General features: G+C 68.5%; 12 protein-coding genes and 1 pseudogene. 2 read left to right on the top strand and 11 right to left on the bottom strand.

The window, feature by feature from the left end:
- Positions 1 to 56: 56 nt before the first annotated feature.
- From lpxD to rpsB, 11 genes and pseudogenes are all read right to left on the bottom strand, one after another.
- A complete protein-coding gene (gene lpxD, locus B6N23_RS12245) occupies positions 57 to 1,094 on the bottom strand; it encodes a UDP-3-O-(3-hydroxymyristoyl)glucosamine N-acyltransferase (RefSeq protein WP_305499294.1) in 1,038 nt (345 codons plus the stop codon).
- Between the two features lie 23 nt (positions 1,095 to 1,117).
- Positions 1,118 to 1,600, bottom strand: coding sequence for an OmpH/Skp family outer membrane protein (locus B6N23_RS12240; RefSeq protein WP_305499292.1), 483 nt, complete (start codon positions 1,598 to 1,600; stop codon positions 1,118 to 1,120).
- Positions 1,601 to 1,663: 63 nt separating this feature from the next.
- Positions 1,664 to 4,003: an outer membrane protein assembly factor BamA gene (gene bamA, locus B6N23_RS12235; RefSeq protein ID WP_305499290.1), complete on the bottom strand. Its 2,340-nt coding sequence runs from the start codon at positions 4,001 to 4,003 to the stop codon at positions 1,664 to 1,666.
- A 251-nt stretch (positions 4,004 to 4,254) separates the two neighbouring features.
- Positions 4,255 to 5,614, bottom strand: a pseudogene (rseP, locus tag B6N23_RS12230) (RIP metalloprotease RseP).
- Between the two features lie 40 nt (positions 5,615 to 5,654).
- On the bottom strand, positions 5,655 to 6,860 hold the full coding sequence (gene ispC / locus B6N23_RS12225) for a 1-deoxy-D-xylulose-5-phosphate reductoisomerase (protein ID WP_305499289.1): 1,206 nt from the start codon (positions 6,858 to 6,860) through the stop codon (positions 5,655 to 5,657).
- Position 6,861: 1 nt separating this feature from the next.
- Positions 6,862 to 7,662 (bottom strand): phosphatidate cytidylyltransferase, encoded by an 801-nt coding sequence (locus B6N23_RS12220; protein WP_305499283.1) that lies wholly within the window; start codon positions 7,660 to 7,662, stop codon positions 6,862 to 6,864.
- The gene (uppS, locus tag B6N23_RS12215) at positions 7,655 to 8,443 is read right to left on the bottom strand and encodes a polyprenyl diphosphate synthase (RefSeq protein ID WP_305499281.1); all 789 of its coding nucleotides are present in this window, start codon (positions 8,441 to 8,443) and stop codon (positions 7,655 to 7,657) included. The genes B6N23_RS12220 and uppS overlap by 8 nt, the downstream gene beginning before the upstream one ends.
- Positions 8,444 to 8,509: 66 nt before the next feature.
- Complete coding sequence (gene frr, locus B6N23_RS12210) at positions 8,510 to 9,067, bottom strand: ribosome recycling factor (protein ID WP_110068933.1); 558 nt, start codon at positions 9,065 to 9,067, stop codon at positions 8,510 to 8,512.
- A gap of 4 nt (positions 9,068 to 9,071) precedes the next feature.
- On the bottom strand, positions 9,072 to 9,833 hold the full coding sequence (gene pyrH / locus B6N23_RS12205) for a UMP kinase (protein WP_169959333.1): 762 nt from the start codon (positions 9,831 to 9,833) through the stop codon (positions 9,072 to 9,074).
- 110 nt (positions 9,834 to 9,943) lie between these two features.
- Positions 9,944 to 10,813 (bottom strand): translation elongation factor Ts, encoded by an 870-nt coding sequence (tsf, locus tag B6N23_RS12200; protein WP_110068935.1) that lies wholly within the window; start codon positions 10,811 to 10,813, stop codon positions 9,944 to 9,946.
- A 176-nt stretch (positions 10,814 to 10,989) separates the two neighbouring features.
- The gene (gene rpsB / locus B6N23_RS12195) at positions 10,990 to 11,736 is read right to left on the bottom strand and encodes a 30S ribosomal protein S2 (RefSeq protein ID WP_169959334.1); all 747 of its coding nucleotides are present in this window, start codon (positions 11,734 to 11,736) and stop codon (positions 10,990 to 10,992) included.
- Positions 11,737 to 12,034: 298 nt separating this feature from the next.
- On the opposite strand from rpsB, the gene map reads away from it, so the two are divergent.
- Both map and B6N23_RS12185 read left to right on the top strand, forming a co-directional pair.
- Complete coding sequence (map, locus tag B6N23_RS12190; protein WP_305499276.1) at positions 12,035 to 12,826, top strand: type I methionyl aminopeptidase; 792 nt, start codon at positions 12,035 to 12,037, stop codon at positions 12,824 to 12,826.
- 4 nt (positions 12,827 to 12,830) lie between these two features.
- Complete coding sequence (locus B6N23_RS12185; RefSeq protein ID WP_305499274.1) at positions 12,831 to 15,515, top strand: [protein-PII] uridylyltransferase; 2,685 nt, start codon at positions 12,831 to 12,833, stop codon at positions 15,513 to 15,515.
- Positions 15,516 to 15,538: the final 23 nt, after the last annotated feature.

Raw genomic sequence — 15,538 nt, 5'->3', positions numbered from 1 at the left:
GCCGACGGCGCGGGCCGTCGGGCAGGCGGGGGATTATAGCGCCCCGGGCGCGACCCTCAACCGTCGCGCCCCTTCTCGAGCCGCGAGAGCCGCTTGGCGATGTCGTCGAGCTGCTTGAAGCGCACCGCGTTCTTGCGCCACTGGGCGTTCTTCATGGCGCCGGTACCGGAGGAGTAGACCCCGGGCTCGGTGATCGAGTTGGTCACCAGGCTCATGCCGGTGACCTGGACCCCGTCGCAGAGCGTCAGATGGCCGGAGAGCCCCACGCCGCCGCCCAGCATGCAGTGCTTCCCGACCCGGGTGGAGCCCGCGATGCCCACGCAGCCGGCCAGGGCGCTGTGGTCGCCGATCTGCACGTTGTGAGCGATCTGTACCTGGCTGTCGATCTTGACGTCGTGGCCGATGATGGTATCACCCAGAGCGCCCCGGTCGATGCTCGAGCAGCTGCCCACCTCGACGTCATCGCCCAGTATCACCCCTCCCAGCTGGGCGATCTTGTGCCAGCGCGCCCCGTCGTGGGCGAAGCCGAAGCCGTCGCCGCCGATCACGCAGCCGCTGTGCAGGATGGCGCGCTGGCCCACCACCACGCCGTGGCAGACGGTGGCGTTGGCGTGGAGCCGGGAGCCGGCGCCGATGACGCTGTCGGCGCCGACCACGGAGCCGGGCCCGATGATGACGTCATCGCCCAGGGTCACGCCTGCCTCGATGACGGCGCTGGGACCGATCTCGACCCGCGCCCCCAGGCTGGCGGAGGGATCCACCACCGCCGAGGGGTGCACGCCGGCGGGCGGGCGCCCCGCCAGGGGGTCGAAGAGACGAGAGAGCGCCGCATAGCCCAGGTAGGGGTTGTCGAGCTCGAGGCGCGCCGTGGGGCAGGTCTCGCCGTGCTGCGGATGGAGCAGCACGGCCGCGGCCCGGGTCTCCGGCAGGTCCTTGAGATAGGCGCGGTTGGCCAGGAAGGCTACCTGGTCCGGGCCGGCCTCCCTGAGGGTGGCCAGCCCGCTGACCCGGCGGTCGGCGTCACCGACCAGCCGGGCGCCCAGGCGCTCGGCGATGTCGGCAAGGGTGAGGGTCGGGGTGTCGCGTCGGGTCATGGCTTGGGTCCGCTGGTGCCGGCTCAGAACAGGGAGTTGAGGATCTGGGTCACTTCGCCGGTCAGGTCGGGCAGATCCTGGTTGGCGTGCAGCACGCCCTGGGGCTCGACGAGGACGTCGATGCCGTGGCGAGCGATCACCTGCTCGACGGCCTGCTCGAGCCGCGACTCGGCGTCGCTCAGGAAGCGCTGCTCGGCCTCCTGCTGGGCCTGCATGATCTCGCCGACCAGGCGGTTGAGCTCGGACGCCTTGCGGTTGGCCTCCTGGCGCTCGCTGTCCGTAAGGCTGCTGGCGCGCTGCTGCAGCTGGGAGAGCTCCTGGTCGAGCGCCTGGGCCTGGCGCTGCTGGCTGCCGATACGGCTCTCCAGGTCGCTCATGGAACGCTGGGCGGCATCGGTCTGCATCAGCGCCCGGCGCCAGTCCAGCACGGCCACCTCGGCGGCCTGGGCCGGCAGGGCCAGGGCGGCCAGCAGGAGAAGGCTCAGGGCAGCGGTAAATTTACGCATGGTAGGGCTCCTTGGCCGGGCCACCCCTCCGGGGCGGCCCTTCGATCTGAAGGGCTGGCGAGATCAGAAGGTCTGGCCAAGCGAGAACTGGAAGAACTGGGTGTCGTCGCCGCTCTCGTCGTTGAGCGGCTCGGCGATGCTGAAGGTCAGCGGACCCACCGGCGTCAGCCAGGAGAGCCCCACGCCGACGCTGTAGCGCAGGTCGCCCAGGTCCACCCCGGAGCTGCAGTTCGAGGTGCCGGTCTCGGTGGCATAGCAGTCGGTGAGGAAGGTGTTGCCCGCATCCAGGAAGAGCGAGGTCTGCAGGGAGCGACGGTCCTCGATGAAGGGCAGCGGGAAGAGCAGCTCGGCGCTCCCCTGCATCAGCACGTTGCCGCCCAGGGTCCGGTCGCGCCCACCGGTTTCCGGCGGCGTGGTGCGCTGGCCCAGGGTGTTGGCGGTGAAGCCGCGCACCGAACCGAGGCCGCCGGCGTAGAAGTTCTCGTAGAAGGGGTAGGGGTCGCTGCCCACCACGTCGGCATAGCCCACCTCGCCGCTGAACTTCAGCGCCCAGTCGTGGTTGTCATCGAGGGGGAAGAGCTGGCGGGCCTGGGCGCGCAGCTTGTAGTACTCGGCGTCGCTGCCGGGCACCGCGGTCTCCAGGGAGAGGCGCTGGTAGTTGCCGGCGGTGGGCATGATGCCGCGGTTGAGGTTGTTGCGAGTCCAGCTGGCGGTCAGCTTGAGGCTCTGGGCATCTTCGCCCTGGTCCTCCACGTACTGCTGGATCTCCTGGGCGGTGTCGCGATAGGTCTTGACCGTCAGATCCTCCACCGCGGCGCCGAAGTTGAGACGGGTGATCTCGTTGATCGGGTAGCCGAAGTTGATCCCCGCGCCGTAGGCGTCGGTGGAGTAGGTGGAGATGTCGGAGTCCTCGTAGTCGGTCTCGCGGTAGTAGAAGTTGTAGCCGCGGGAGATGCCGTCGAGGGTCCAATAGGGGTCGGTGAAGCCGAAGTTGACGCTGGTGAAGGTGTCGCTACGCTGAGCGCCGATGTTCACCCGGTTGCCGGTGCCCAGGAAGTTGGTCTGGGAGAGGCCCAGACCGTAGATGACCCCGGCGCTCTGGGAGAAGCCGACGCTGGCGGAGATGGAGCCGGAGGGCTGCTCCTCCACGGTGTAGGTGACGTCGAGCTTGTCGGGCTCACCGGCCACGGGCCGGGTCTCCACGTCCACCTGGCGGAAGAAGCCGAGGCGCTCGAGGCGCTGGCGGGACTGGGTGATCGACTGGGTCGAGGCCGGCGCCCCCTCCAGCTGGATCATCTCGCGGCGCAGCACCTCGTCCTGGGTGGTGGTGTTGCCGATGAACTCGATGCGGCGCACATCGGCGCGGCGGCCGGCATCGACCCGGAACGCCAGGTCCACGGTGTCGCCCGAGGCGGAGACCTCGGGAATGCCGTCCACGTTGGCGAAGGCGAAGCCCTCGGCGCCGAGGCGCGCGCGCAGCGCCTCGGAGGAGGCGGTCACGTCGCTGCGCGAGAAGACCTCCCCGGACTCGACCCGCAGCAGCTCTCGGGCCTCCCGCTCGCTGATCTGCAGGTCGCCCACGAAGCGCACGTCGCCGATGCGGTACTGGCGACCCTCGTCGACGTTGACGGTGATGAAGATCTGCGACTTGTCCGGGCTGATCGAGACCTGGGTCGACTCGACGTTGAAGTTGACGTAGCCGCGGTCCAGGTAGAAGGAGCGCAGGCGCTCGAGATCGCCGGCCAGCGCCTCGCGGGAGTACTCGTCCCGGGAGAACCAGCCGAAGATGCGGCCAGGGCGGTCGTTGAGCTCGAAGACGTCGCGCAGGGTGTCGTCATCAAAGGCGCGGTTGCCGACGAGGTTGATCTGGCGGATGCGCGCCACGGCACCCTCGTTGATCTCCACGTCGACCTGCACACGGCCCTCGTCGATCTCGCGCACGCTGGTCTCGATGGTGGCGCTGTAGCGCCCCTGCCCCTGGTAGACGCCCTCCAGCTCGCGCTGGATCTCCTCCAGGGTGGAGAGCTGCAGCACCTCGCCCTCGGCGAGGCCGGCCTGGCGCAGGCCCTGGCGCAGCTCATCGTCACCGATGCGGCGGTTGCCGCTGATATTGAGACGGCTGATGGTGGGTCGCTCCACCACCTGGATGATCAGCACGTCGCCGTCCCGGGCGAGGCTGATATCCTCGAACAGGCCGGTGGCAAACAGGCTGCGGGTCGCCTCGGCCAGCTCGCGGTCATCGACGCGGTCGCGAGCGCTGACGGGAAAGGCGTTGAAGACGGAGGCGGCGGAGACTCGCTGCAGGCCTTCCACACGAATGTCCGAAACCTCGAAGGGTTGGGCCTGGGCCGTCCCGGCCCCGACGAGCAGCAGTGCCGCCAGTCCGATGGTCTTGATTCTCATGCAGTCGATTCGCTCGCGTTGATCTGCCAAACCTGTCCAGACAGGCACCTTATACACTTGTGCGGCTCGCTGACAAGGCGATCATCCAGACCTTGTCATTCGGGGCTGATCCGGCGACAGACCTGCGAGGAGGCGCCATGAACCCCTCCCTGGGGGCTACCTAGACCATCCCTGGTCCACGGACCTCCTCTTCGGTCTGTCCCCGGCGCCCCGGTCGAGACGCACTCCACTCGCCCCTCGCGAGGCCTTGCCTACCAGAGCCGCATCAGATCGAAATAGATCGCCATCAGCATCAGGGTCCCCACCAGCGCCAGGCCGATGCGCAGGCCGATCGCCTGGGCCTGCTCGGAGACCGGGCGGCCACGCACCACCTCCACGAAATAGTAGAGCAGGTGGCCGCCGTCGAGCACCGGGATCGGCAGCAGGTTGAGCACCGCCAGGCTGATGGAGAGATAGGCCAGGAAGCTGACGAAGCTCTCGAGCCCCGCCCGGGCCGAATCGCCCGAAATCTGGGCAATGGTGATCGGGCCCGAGAGGTTGGAGGGCGAGATCAACCCCACCAGCATCTTGCGGATGGCATCCAGGGTCAGCAGGGTCATCTCGCCGGTGCGGGATACCGCCTCGCCCACTGCGGCCACGGGGCCGTAGCGGATCTCGCGGCGGTACTCCTCGGGCCACGCCACCGGCGCCACGCCGGCGCCGATGTAGCCGATGGTCACGCCTTCCTCCAGGGTGTTGCTGCCGGGGGTGATGGCAAGGCTCAGCCGCTCGCCGTCGCGCGCCACCTCGAGGGTCAGCGCCTCGCCGGGGCTTGCCCGCACGATGTCGACGAAATGCATCCAGTCGTCCACCGGGGTGCCATCCACCGCCAGGATCTCGTCGCCGGCCTGGAGGCCGGCGGCGTCGGCCGCCTCCCCGGGCATCAGCTGGCCCAGCACCGCCGGGAAGGGCGGGCGCCAGGGGGTCACGCCGAGGCTCGGCAGCGGCTGGGGCGGGTCCTGGCGCACCAGCCAGTTCTCCACCGGCAGGCGATACTCGCGGGGCTCGGCGGTGGCGTCGCTGCGGGCGTCGACGGTGAGCTCGCCGCTCATGCCGATGGCAGCCACCAGCTTGAGGTTGATCTCGTCCCAGCCGCGCACCGCCTCGCCGCGCACCGCGACGATCTCCTGGCCGGCGACGAGGCCGCCGCGCTCCGCCGGCGACCCCCCGCTCGACGCTGCCGATCACCGGCGCCACCGTGGTGGTGCCGGCCACGAACAGCGCCCAGTAGGCGACGATGGCGAGCAGGAAGTTGGCCAGGGGACCAGCGGCGACGATGGCGATCCGCTGCCATACCGTCTTGCGGTTGAAGGCCTGGCCGAGCTCGTCCTCGGGCACCGGCGCCTCGCGCTCGTCGAGCATCTTGACGTAGCCGCCCAGCGGGATGGCGGCCACGGCGAACTCGGTGCCATGGCGGTCGACGCGGGACCAGATCGGCGTGCCGAAGCCCACCGAGAAGCGCAGCACCCGGACGCCACAGCGCCTGGCCACCCAGAAGTGGCCGAACTCGTGGAAGGTGATCAACAGGCCCAGCACCACGATGACGGCCAGGATGTTCTGGATCAGGCCCAAGTCGCTCTCCTCCTGGAATCGGGTTGGAATGGCATCGGTGTCAGCGGTTCGCCAGCCGGGTCACGGCGGCACGCCGCGCGCGGGCATCGGCGTCCAGTACGGTCTCGAGGTCGCGCACGGCCTGGACCGGCTCGGCATCGCGCACCCGGGCCACCAGCTCGGCGATGCCGGTGAAGCCGAGGCGACCCGCCAGGAAGGCCTCCACCGCCACCTCGTTGGCCGCATTGAGCACCGCCGGCGCCGTCCCCCCCGCGGCCATGGCCTCGCGAGCCAGGCGCAGGCAGGGGAAGGCGGCCTCGTCCGGCGCCTCGAAGTCGAGCCGGGCGACCCGGAAGAGGTCCAGCGCCTCGACGCCGGCCTCGATGCGCTCCGGCCAGGCCAGCCCGTAGGCGATGGGGGTGCGCATGTCGGGGTTGCCCAACTGGGCGATCACCGACCCGTCGCTGTAGGCGGCCATGGAGTGGATCACGCTCTGGGGGTGCACCACCACCTGCACCTGCTCCGGCCGGGCGTCGAACAGCCAGCACGCCTCGATCAGCTCCAGCCCCTTGTTCATCAGGGTGGCGCTGTCCACCGAGATCTTGCGGCCCATGGACCAGTTGGGGTGGGCGCAGGCCTGCTCGGGTGTCACCTCGGCCAGCCGCTCGGGCGACCAGCCGCGGAAGGGGCCGCCGGAGGCGGTCAGCAGCAGCTGGGTCACGCCGTGGCGGGCGAGCCCCCCGCGATGCTCCACGGGTAGACACTGGTAGATGGCATTGTGTTCGGAATCGATGGGCAGAAGGGTCGCGCCGCTCGTCGCCACCGCCTCCATGAAGAGCGCCCCGGACATCACCAGGGCCTCCTTGTTGGCCAGCAGCACCCGCTTGCCGGCATGCACCGCGGCAAGCGTGGGCAGGAGCCCCGCGGCGCCGACGATGGCCGACATCACCACGTCCACCTCGCGCGCCTCGGCCACCGCCACCAGGGCCGCCGGGCCGGACTCGACCTCGGTCGCCACGCCGGCCTCGGCCAGGCGCGCCCGCAGCCAGGCCGCGTCGCGCTCGTCGCCGAGCACCGCTACCGCGGGCCGGTGGACGAGGCACAGCGCCAGCAGGGGCTCCCGGGAGCGGTGGGCGGTCAGCGCATGGACACGATAGCGCTCGGGGTGGCGGGCGATCACGTCCAGGGTGCTGGTGCCGATGGAGCCGGTGGCCCCCAGCACGGTGACTGCCTGGCGGCGCCAGGCGCCGCGCTCTGCTGCGGCCACCCTAGAGCACCCCGAGCATCAGCAGGGCGAAGAGGGGCAGCGCCGCGGTGAGGCTGTCGATGCGGTCGAGCACGCCGCCATGGCCAGGCAGCAGCTGGCTGGAGTCCTTGATGCCGCGAAAGCGCTTGAGCATGCTCTCGAGCAGGTCGCCCAGCACCGAGACCAGGGTCACCACCAGGGTCGCCAGCAGCAGGGCCAGCCCGCCGCCGAGGCCGAGCCCCTGCCAGGCGGCGAAGATCAGGGCAAGCGCGGCGGTGGCGACGAGGCCGCCGGCCACCCCTTCCCAGCTCTTGCCCGGGCTCACCCTGGGCGCCAGCTTGCGCCGCCCGAAGGCGCGGCCGGCGAAGTAGGCGCCGATATCGGCACACCACACCAGCAGCAGCACGAAGAGCAGCCAGACCGCGCCGGTATCGCGCAGCACGTTCAGCCCCACCCAGGCGGGGAGCAGCACCCAGACTCCCATGGCCAGGCGCCGCGTGGACGACTGCCCCTTCCCGCCGCGTGCGGGGTAGTGAACCACCCAGTAGAGATTGGCCAGCCAGCCGGCCACGCCCAGCCACAGCGGCCAGGCCATCAGGGCCCCACCGCTGAGCCAGAGCATCAGCATCGCCATGCCCAGCACGCCTACCAGCATCAGCCGGTTGTCGGGCCGGCGGATGCCCGCCAGGTTGGTCCATTCCCAGCCGGCCAGCAGCACGATGGCCGCCGTGAAGAGGGCGAAGAACCCGCCGGACAGGCCAAACAGGCCCGCCAGCATCAGCGGCGCCAGCCAGGCCGCGGTGATGATGCGCTGTCTAAGCACCTTGTTGCGCCTCGATCTGTTCGTCGGTCATGCCGAAGCGCCGCTGGCGCCGCTGGAAGTCCTCCAGCGCCAGGTCGAAGGCGTCGGCGTCGAAGTCGGGCCACAGGCGTGGCGTGAAGTGGAGCTCGGCGTAGGCCAGCTCCCAGAGAATGAAGTTGGAGATGCGCTGCTCGCCGCTGGTGCGGATGCAGAGATCCACCGGCGCCACCCCGGCCAGGCTCAGTTGAGAAGCGAAGGCGGCCTCGTCGATGGCCTCGGGATCCATCTCGCCGGCGGCCACCCGCTCGGCGAGGCGGCGCGCCGCCCGGGTCAGGTCCCACTGGCCGCCATAGTTGGCGGCGATCACCAGGTGCAGCCGGGTGTTGTCGCGGGTCTTGGCCTCGGCCCGGGCGATGTGCTTCTGGATCGAGTCCGAGAAGGCCGAGAGATCACCGATCACCGAGAGCCGGATGCCGTTCTGGTGGAGCTTGCTGACCTCGCGCTTCAGCGCCAGCAGGAACAGCTCCATCAGGGCGCTGACCTCGGCCCGGGGACGCTTCCAGTTCTCGCTGGAGAAGGCGAACAGGGTGAGGGTCTCGACCCCGCGCTCGGCGGCACGCCGGATGGTGGCGCGCACCGCCTCCACGCCGCCATGGTGACCGCGCACGCCGGAGAGGCCACGCGCCCGCGCCCAGCGGTTGTTGCCGTCCATGATGATCGCCACATGACGTGGCAGCGGGCCCCCCGGGGTGGCAGGCGTGCCCTCCGTGGCGCTGGAATCTGGGGTGAGCGGTGACGTCATGGGGTCTCGCATCGGGGAGTGGACAGCGAAGGCAGGAGGCCGCCCTCCTGGCGGCCCCGGACTTGCTCAGATCTGCATCAGATCGTGTTCCTTCAGCTCCAGCGTCTTGTCGATCTCGGCGATGTACTTGTCGGTCAGCTTCTGGATCGCGTCCTCGGCCTGGCGCTGCTCGTCCTCGGTGATCTCCTTCTCCTTGAGCAGGGACTTGAAGTCACCGTTGGCATCGCGGCGCACGTTGCGCACCGCCACCCGGGCGTGCTCGGCCTCGGAGCGCGCCTGCTTGATGTAGCCCTTGCGGGTCTCCTCGGTGAGCATCGGCATCGGCACGCGGATGTTGTTGCCGGCGGTCGAGGGATTCAGGCCGAGATCGGCGGCCATGATGGCCTTCTCGACCTTGGGCACCATGCTCTGCTCCCAGGGCACCACCGAGAGGGTACGGGCGTCCTCGATGTTGATGTTGGCCACCTGGTTGAGCGGCACCTGGCTGCCGTAATACTCCACGGTCACCGCGTCCAGGATGCTGGAGTGGGCGCGCCCGGTACGGATCTTGTTCAGGTTGCCATGCAGCGCTTCCACGCTCTTCTTCATGCGGGATTCTGCATCTTTCTTGATGTCATTGATCACGGTGTCAACCTCTGTCTATCAGCGTGCCTTCCTCGCCGCCCACCACCAGGTTGAGCAGGGCGCCCGGCTTGTTCATGTTGAAGACGCGGACCGGCATGTCATGGTCACGCACCAGGCAGATAGCGGTCAAATCCATGATGCCGAGCTTCTGGTCCAGGGCATCGTCATAGCTGAGCTGGTCGTACTTGATCGCATCAGCGTGCTTGACCGGGTCCTTGTCGTAGACTCCGTCCACCTTGGTGGCCTTGACCACCACGTCGGCGTCGATCTCGATCCCGCGCAGGCAGGCCGCGGAATCGGTGGTAAAGAAGGGATTGCCGGTACCGGCGGAGAACAGTACCACATCCCCGGAGGTGAGATAGCGGATGGCGGTACGGCGGTCATAGTGCTCCACCACGCCGCTCATGGGGATCGCGGACATCACCCGGGAGCGGATATTGGAACGCTCCAGGGCGTCGCGCATGGCCAGGGCGTTCATCACCGTGGCCAGCATGCCCATATGGTCACCGGTCACCCGATCCATGCCGGCCTCGTTCAGGGCGGCACCGCGGAACAGGTTGCCGCCGCCGATCACGATGCCGACCTGCACCCCGATCCCCACCAGCTGGCCGATCTCGAGGGCCATGCGGTCCAGCACCTTGGGGTCGATGCCGAAATCGTGCTCGCCCATCAGCGCCTCGCCGGAGAGCTTGAGCAGGATTCGCTTGTACTTCGACTTGTCGGTGCGGGCCTTGGGTGAGGTCTCGACGTGATCGGATGGGGACATGGCATCTCTCCTGGGGCATCAGCATTGGCATGGGGGCGGCCGGTGCACCGGCCGGATACGCGATGGCGTGCGCTCGCGCGCACGCCATCATCCTGCAGGAACCTCTGACCTCAGCTGCGCTTGGCCTGTTCCATCACTTCCTTGGCGAAGTCGACCTCTTCCTTCTCGATGCCCTCGCCCACTTCGAAGCGGGTGAAACCGAGGACCTCGCCGCCGGCCGCCTTGGCGAACTGGGCAACGCTCTGGTCCGGGTTCTTGACGAAGGGCTGCTCGGTCAGGCTGTTCTCGGCCAGGTACTTCTTCAGGCGGCCCTGGACCATCTTCTCGGCGATCTCGGCGGGCTTGCCGGCCATGTCGGGCTGGGCGAGGATGATGTCCTTCTCCTTGTCCAGCTGCTCCTGGGGCATGTCCTCGGGGCGCGCGACGGCCGGGTTGATGGCGGCGACGTGCATCGCGATGTCCTTGGCCACTTCGGCGTTGCCGCCCTTGAGCACGGTCAGCACGCCGATGCGGCCGCCGTGGACGTATTCGCCCACCAGGCCACCCTCGAGGGCGTCGACCACGACGCAGCGACGCACGCCGATGTTCTCGCCGATCTTCTGGACCAGCTGCTCGCGAGCGGCTTCCAGATCGCCGGCCATCACGGCGGCCACGTCTTCGTTCTTGGCGGCGAAGAAGGCGTCGGCGACCTTGTCGGCGAAGGCCTTGAAGTTGTCGTCACGGGCGACGAAGTCGGTCTCGGAGTTGATCTCGACCATCACGCCGTAGCTGCCATCCTCGGCCACGCGGGTCACCACGGTGCCCTCGGCGGCGGTGCGGCTGGCCTTCTTTGCGGCCTTGAGGCCGGAGCTCTTGCGCAGGTTCTCGATGGCGACCTCGATGTCACCGCCGGCCTCGGTGAGGGCCTTCTTGCACTCCATCATGCCGAGTCCGGTACGCTCGCGCAGTTCCTTGACCTGGGAGGCGCTGATAGCTGCCATGGGGTTCACCTCTGAATCTGTGTGTCAACGGAGAGCGGACCCGTCGCTGTGACGGATCCGGCGAATGCTGAGAAAAAAGGGGGCCGCGGCCCCCTTCTCGTCTGTCCGGCTGCCGTGGCATCGACCACCGAGGCATCAACCACCGTGGCGACGGCCACCGAACAGACTAGCCGCGATCACTCGGCGGCGCTGTCGCTTTCCTGGACCACCTCGTCGGTGACCTCGACGAACTCGTCGGGACGACCTTCCTTCGCACGGGTGCAGGCGTCGGCGATGGCCTTGACGTAGATCTGGATGGCGCGGATGGAGTCATCGTTGCCGGGGATCACGTAGTCGACGCCGTCCGGATCGGAGTTGGTATCCACCACGCCGATGACCGGGATGCCGAGCTTGTTCGCCTCGTTGATGGCGATGCGCTCGTGGTCAACGTCGATCACGAACAGGGCGTCGGGCAGGCCACCCATCTCCTTGATACCGCCAATGGAACGCTCGAGCTTGTCCTGCTCGCGGGTCGCCATCAGGACTTCCTTCTTGGTCAGCTTCTCGAAGGTGCCGTCCTCGCGCATGGTCTCGAGGTCGCGCAGACGCTTGATGGACTGACGGATGGTCTTGTAGTTGGTCAGCATGCCGCCCAGCCAGCGGTGGTTGACATAGGGCTGACCGGCGCGCTTGGCCTCTTCCTTGATGATCTTGCTGGCGCTGCGCTTGGTACCGACGAACATGACCTTGTTGTTGGACGCGGCCATCTTCTCGACCACATCGATGGCCTCGTTCAGGGCCGGCAGGGTATGCTCGAGGTTGATGATGTGGATCTTGTTGCGGGCACCAAAGATGAACTTGCTCATCTTCGGGTTCCAGTACTTGGTCTGGTGACCGAAGTGAGCGCCTGCCTTGAGCAGGTCACGCATATTGACGTGTGCCATGGATGACTCCTGGAAAATCGGGTTAGGCCTCCACGCACCCCATGGATCCGACCGCCGAAGCCCTCTGGAGGAGCCGCGACAGCACCCGGGACCATGTGCCGGTGCATGTGTGTTTTCAAGGCGTTACATTGATACACACCCACCCTGCCACCACACCGCGCATACCCTTCACGGCGACACGTCGACGTGCGCGGACGGGAAAGGACGGGCGATTGCAGGAAGGCGCGCAGCTTTATACCATGGATCATCCGCAAGTTGAAGTCGCCCGGGCGACCCCACCCCCCACCCTCGAGATTCCATGAACGTACCCATCAAGACGCCCGACGAGATCGAGAAGATGCGCGAGGCGGGCCGTCAGGCCGCCAGCGTGCTGGAGATGATCACCCCCTTCGTCGCGGCCGGCATCACCACCGGCGAGATCGACCGCCGCTGCCACGACTATATCGTCGACGTGCTCGGCTCCACCCCGGCCCCGCTCGACTACCACGGCTTCCCGAAGTCGGTCTGCACCTCCATCAACCACGTGGTGTGCCACGGCATTCCCGACGACGGCAAGGCCCTGAAGAAGGGCGACATCATGAACCTGGATGTCACCGTCAGGACCGCCGACGGCTACCCCGGCGACTCCAGCGTGATGTTCGTGATCGGCGAGACCATCCAGGGCGAACGGCTGTGCCGGGTCACCCAGGAGTGCCTCTACCGCAGCATCGCCCTGGTGCGCCCGGGCGCGCGCCTCTCCGAGCTGGCCCGCGCCATCCAGAGCCACGCCGAGGCCAGCGGCTACTCGGTGGTGCGCGACTTCTGCGGCCACGGCATCGGCGCCGGCTTCCACGAGGAGCCCCAGGTGCTGCATTACGACGGCTATGCCCCCGAGGCGGACATCGCCCTCGAAGCCGGCATGTGCTTCACCATCGAGCCGATGATCAACGTCGGCGACTCCCGCACCAAGGTGCTGCGCGACGGCTGGACCGCGGTGACCAAGGACCGCAGCCTCTCCGCCCAGTGGGAGCACACCCTGCTGGTGACCGAGACCGGCGTCGAGGTGCTCACCGCACGCCGCGACGAAGACCTCTCCTTCCTGGAGCGCTGAGCCGATGCTGCTCCACCACTACCGCTTCGCCCCCGACGAGAGCCTGTTCGATAGCGACGCCTTCCGCGCCGAGCTCGCCGGCAGCCGCTCGCCCATCGCCCCCTTCAAGGCGGCGCTGCGCGAGATCCAGGCGCGACTCGACGGGCGCTTCCGGAACGGCGCCGACATCCGCGACCTGATCCACGGTCGCGCCTGGTGCCTCGACCGGCTGCTAGCGGTAGCCTGGGAGCAGCATGAGTGGCCCGCGGGCGAGGGTCTCGCGCTGCTCGCCGTGGGCGGCTATGGCCGCGGCGAGCTGCACCCCCACTCCGACGTCGACCTGCTGCTGCTGCTCGAGAAGGACGACGACGCGCCCTACCGGGAGACGCTCACCGCCTTCGTCACCTTCCTGTGGGACATCGGCCTGGAGATCGGCCACAGCGTGCGCTCGCTCTCCGACTGCGAGCGCGAGGCAAAGGCCGACGTCACGGTGATCACCAACCTGCTGGAGAGCCGCACCATCGCCGGCCCCGAGCGGCTGCGCGAGGCGATGAAGGCGCGCCTCGCCCCCGACCGGCTATGGCCCGCCGACCGTTTCTTCGAGGCCAAGTGGCAGGAGCAGATCAGCCGCCACCATCGCTTCAACAACTCCGAGTACCACCTGGAGCCCAACCTCAAGAGCTCCCCCGGGGGCCTGCGCGACATCCAGATGATCGGCTGGGTGGCCAAGCGCCACTTCGGCAGCCAACGCTACGAGGACCTGGTCGCCAACGGGTTCATGAACGACGCCGAACTGCGCATCCTCAGCCAGGGCCAGGCCTTCCTGTGGCAGGTCCGCTACGCCCTGCACATGCTCACCGGCCGCGCCGAGGACCGCCTGCAGTTCGACCACCAGCGCACCATCGCCGAGCTGTTCGGCTTCCGCGACACCCCGGAGCGGCTGGCCGTCGAGCAGTTCATGAAGCGCTACTACCGCCACGTGACGGCCCTGGCCGGCCTCAACGACATGCTGCTGCAGCACTTCGACGAGGCGATCCTGCACGCCGGCGAGGAGCTCGAGACCACCCCGCTCAACGACCGCTTCGAGATCCGCGGCGGCTACATCCAGGCGCGCTCGCGCACCGTCTTTCGCGACCGGCCCGCGGCGCTGCTGGAGCTCTTCCTGCTGATGGCCGAGCACCCCGAGATCGAGGGGGTGCGCGCCGACACCATCCGCCTTATCCGCGACCACCGCCACCTGATCGACGACCTCTACCGCGACGACGTGCGCCACCAGAGCCTGTTCATGGCGCTGCTGCGCTCCGGCGGCAACGTGGCGCGCCAGCTCAGGCGCATGAACCGCTACGGGGTGCTCGGCAAATACCTGCCGGAGTTCGGCCGCGCCGTGGGCCTGATGCAGCACGACCTCTTCCACATCTATACCGTGGACGCCCACACCCTGCGCCTGCTGAAGTTCATCCACGGCTTCCGCAAGCCCGAGGCCCGTGAGACCTTCCCAGTGGCCGCCAACGTCGTCCATCAGCTGCCCAAGCTGGAGCTTCTGTGGATCGCCGGGCTCTACCACGACATCGGCAAGGGGCGCGGCGGCGACCACTCGCTCCTCGGCGCCCGGGACGTCGAGGTCTTCGCCGAGCGCCACGGCCTCTCGACCCGCGACACCCGCCTGGTGAGCTGGCTGGTGGAGCACCACCTGACGATGTCGATGGTGGCCCAGAAGCGTGACACCACCGACCCCGACGTGATCGCCGATTTCGCCCGCCTGGTAGGCGACGAGACCCGCCTCGACTACCTCTATGTGCTCACCGTGGCCGACATCAACGCCACCAACCCGACGCTGTGGAACGGCTGGCGCGCCTCGCTGCTGCGCCAGCTCCACGCCGAGACCAAGCGCGCCCTGCGCCGCGGCCTCGAGAACCCCCTGGAGCGCAATGACTGGGTCAACGAGACCCGCGACGAGGCGCTCTCGCTGCTCGCCGCGGTGGGGGGCGACATGGCAAGCGTACAGCGCCTGTGGGAGTCGCTGGGCGAGGAGTACTTCCTGCAGTACGCGCCCAGCGAGATCGCCTGGCAGACCCAGGGCATCCTCGCCCACGGCGGCAGCTCGCTGCCGCTGATCCTGATCAGCGCCCCGGCCGAGGACATGGCCGAGGGCGGCACCAAGGTGTTCATCCACACCCGCTCGGTGGACGATCTGTTCGCCGCCACCGCCGCCGCCCTGGACCAGCTCGGCCTCTCCATCCACGACGCCCGCATCGCCACCTCCAGCAACGACTGGACGCTCAATACCTTCATCGTGCTTGACGACCAGGGTCAGGCGATCCGCGACCCGGCGCGCATCGAGGAGATCCAGGCCCACCTGGTGGAGGAGCTCGACGACCCGGATGACTACCCCGAGATCGTCACCCGCCACACCCCGCGCCAGCTGCGCCACTTCCGGGTTCCCACCGAGGTGATCATCGAGCAGGACCCCGCCAACGAGCGCACCCTGCTCGAGCTGATCGCCCCGGACCGCCCCGGCCTGCTGGCCCGGGTGGGGCGCATCTTCATGGAGCAGGACATCGCACTCTCCGCGGCCAAGATCGCCACCCTGGGCGAGAAGGTGGAGGACGTCTTCTTCATCACCGACAAGGCCGGCCGGCCCCTCACCGACCCGGAGCGCCAGGCGCGCCTGCGCAAGCGGCTGGTAGAGGTGCTGGATGTCTCCGGCTAGGGGCGTTTGAGGCCTTCCCCGGC

Origin of the sequence: Halomonas alkalicola (genome assembly GCF_030704205.1) — a bacterium.
Taxonomy (GTDB): Bacteria; Pseudomonadota; Gammaproteobacteria; order Pseudomonadales; family Halomonadaceae; genus Halomonas; species Halomonas alkalicola.
Note: the sequence above shows the minus strand (reverse complement) of the source record. Positions and strands in the feature narration are given on the sequence as shown.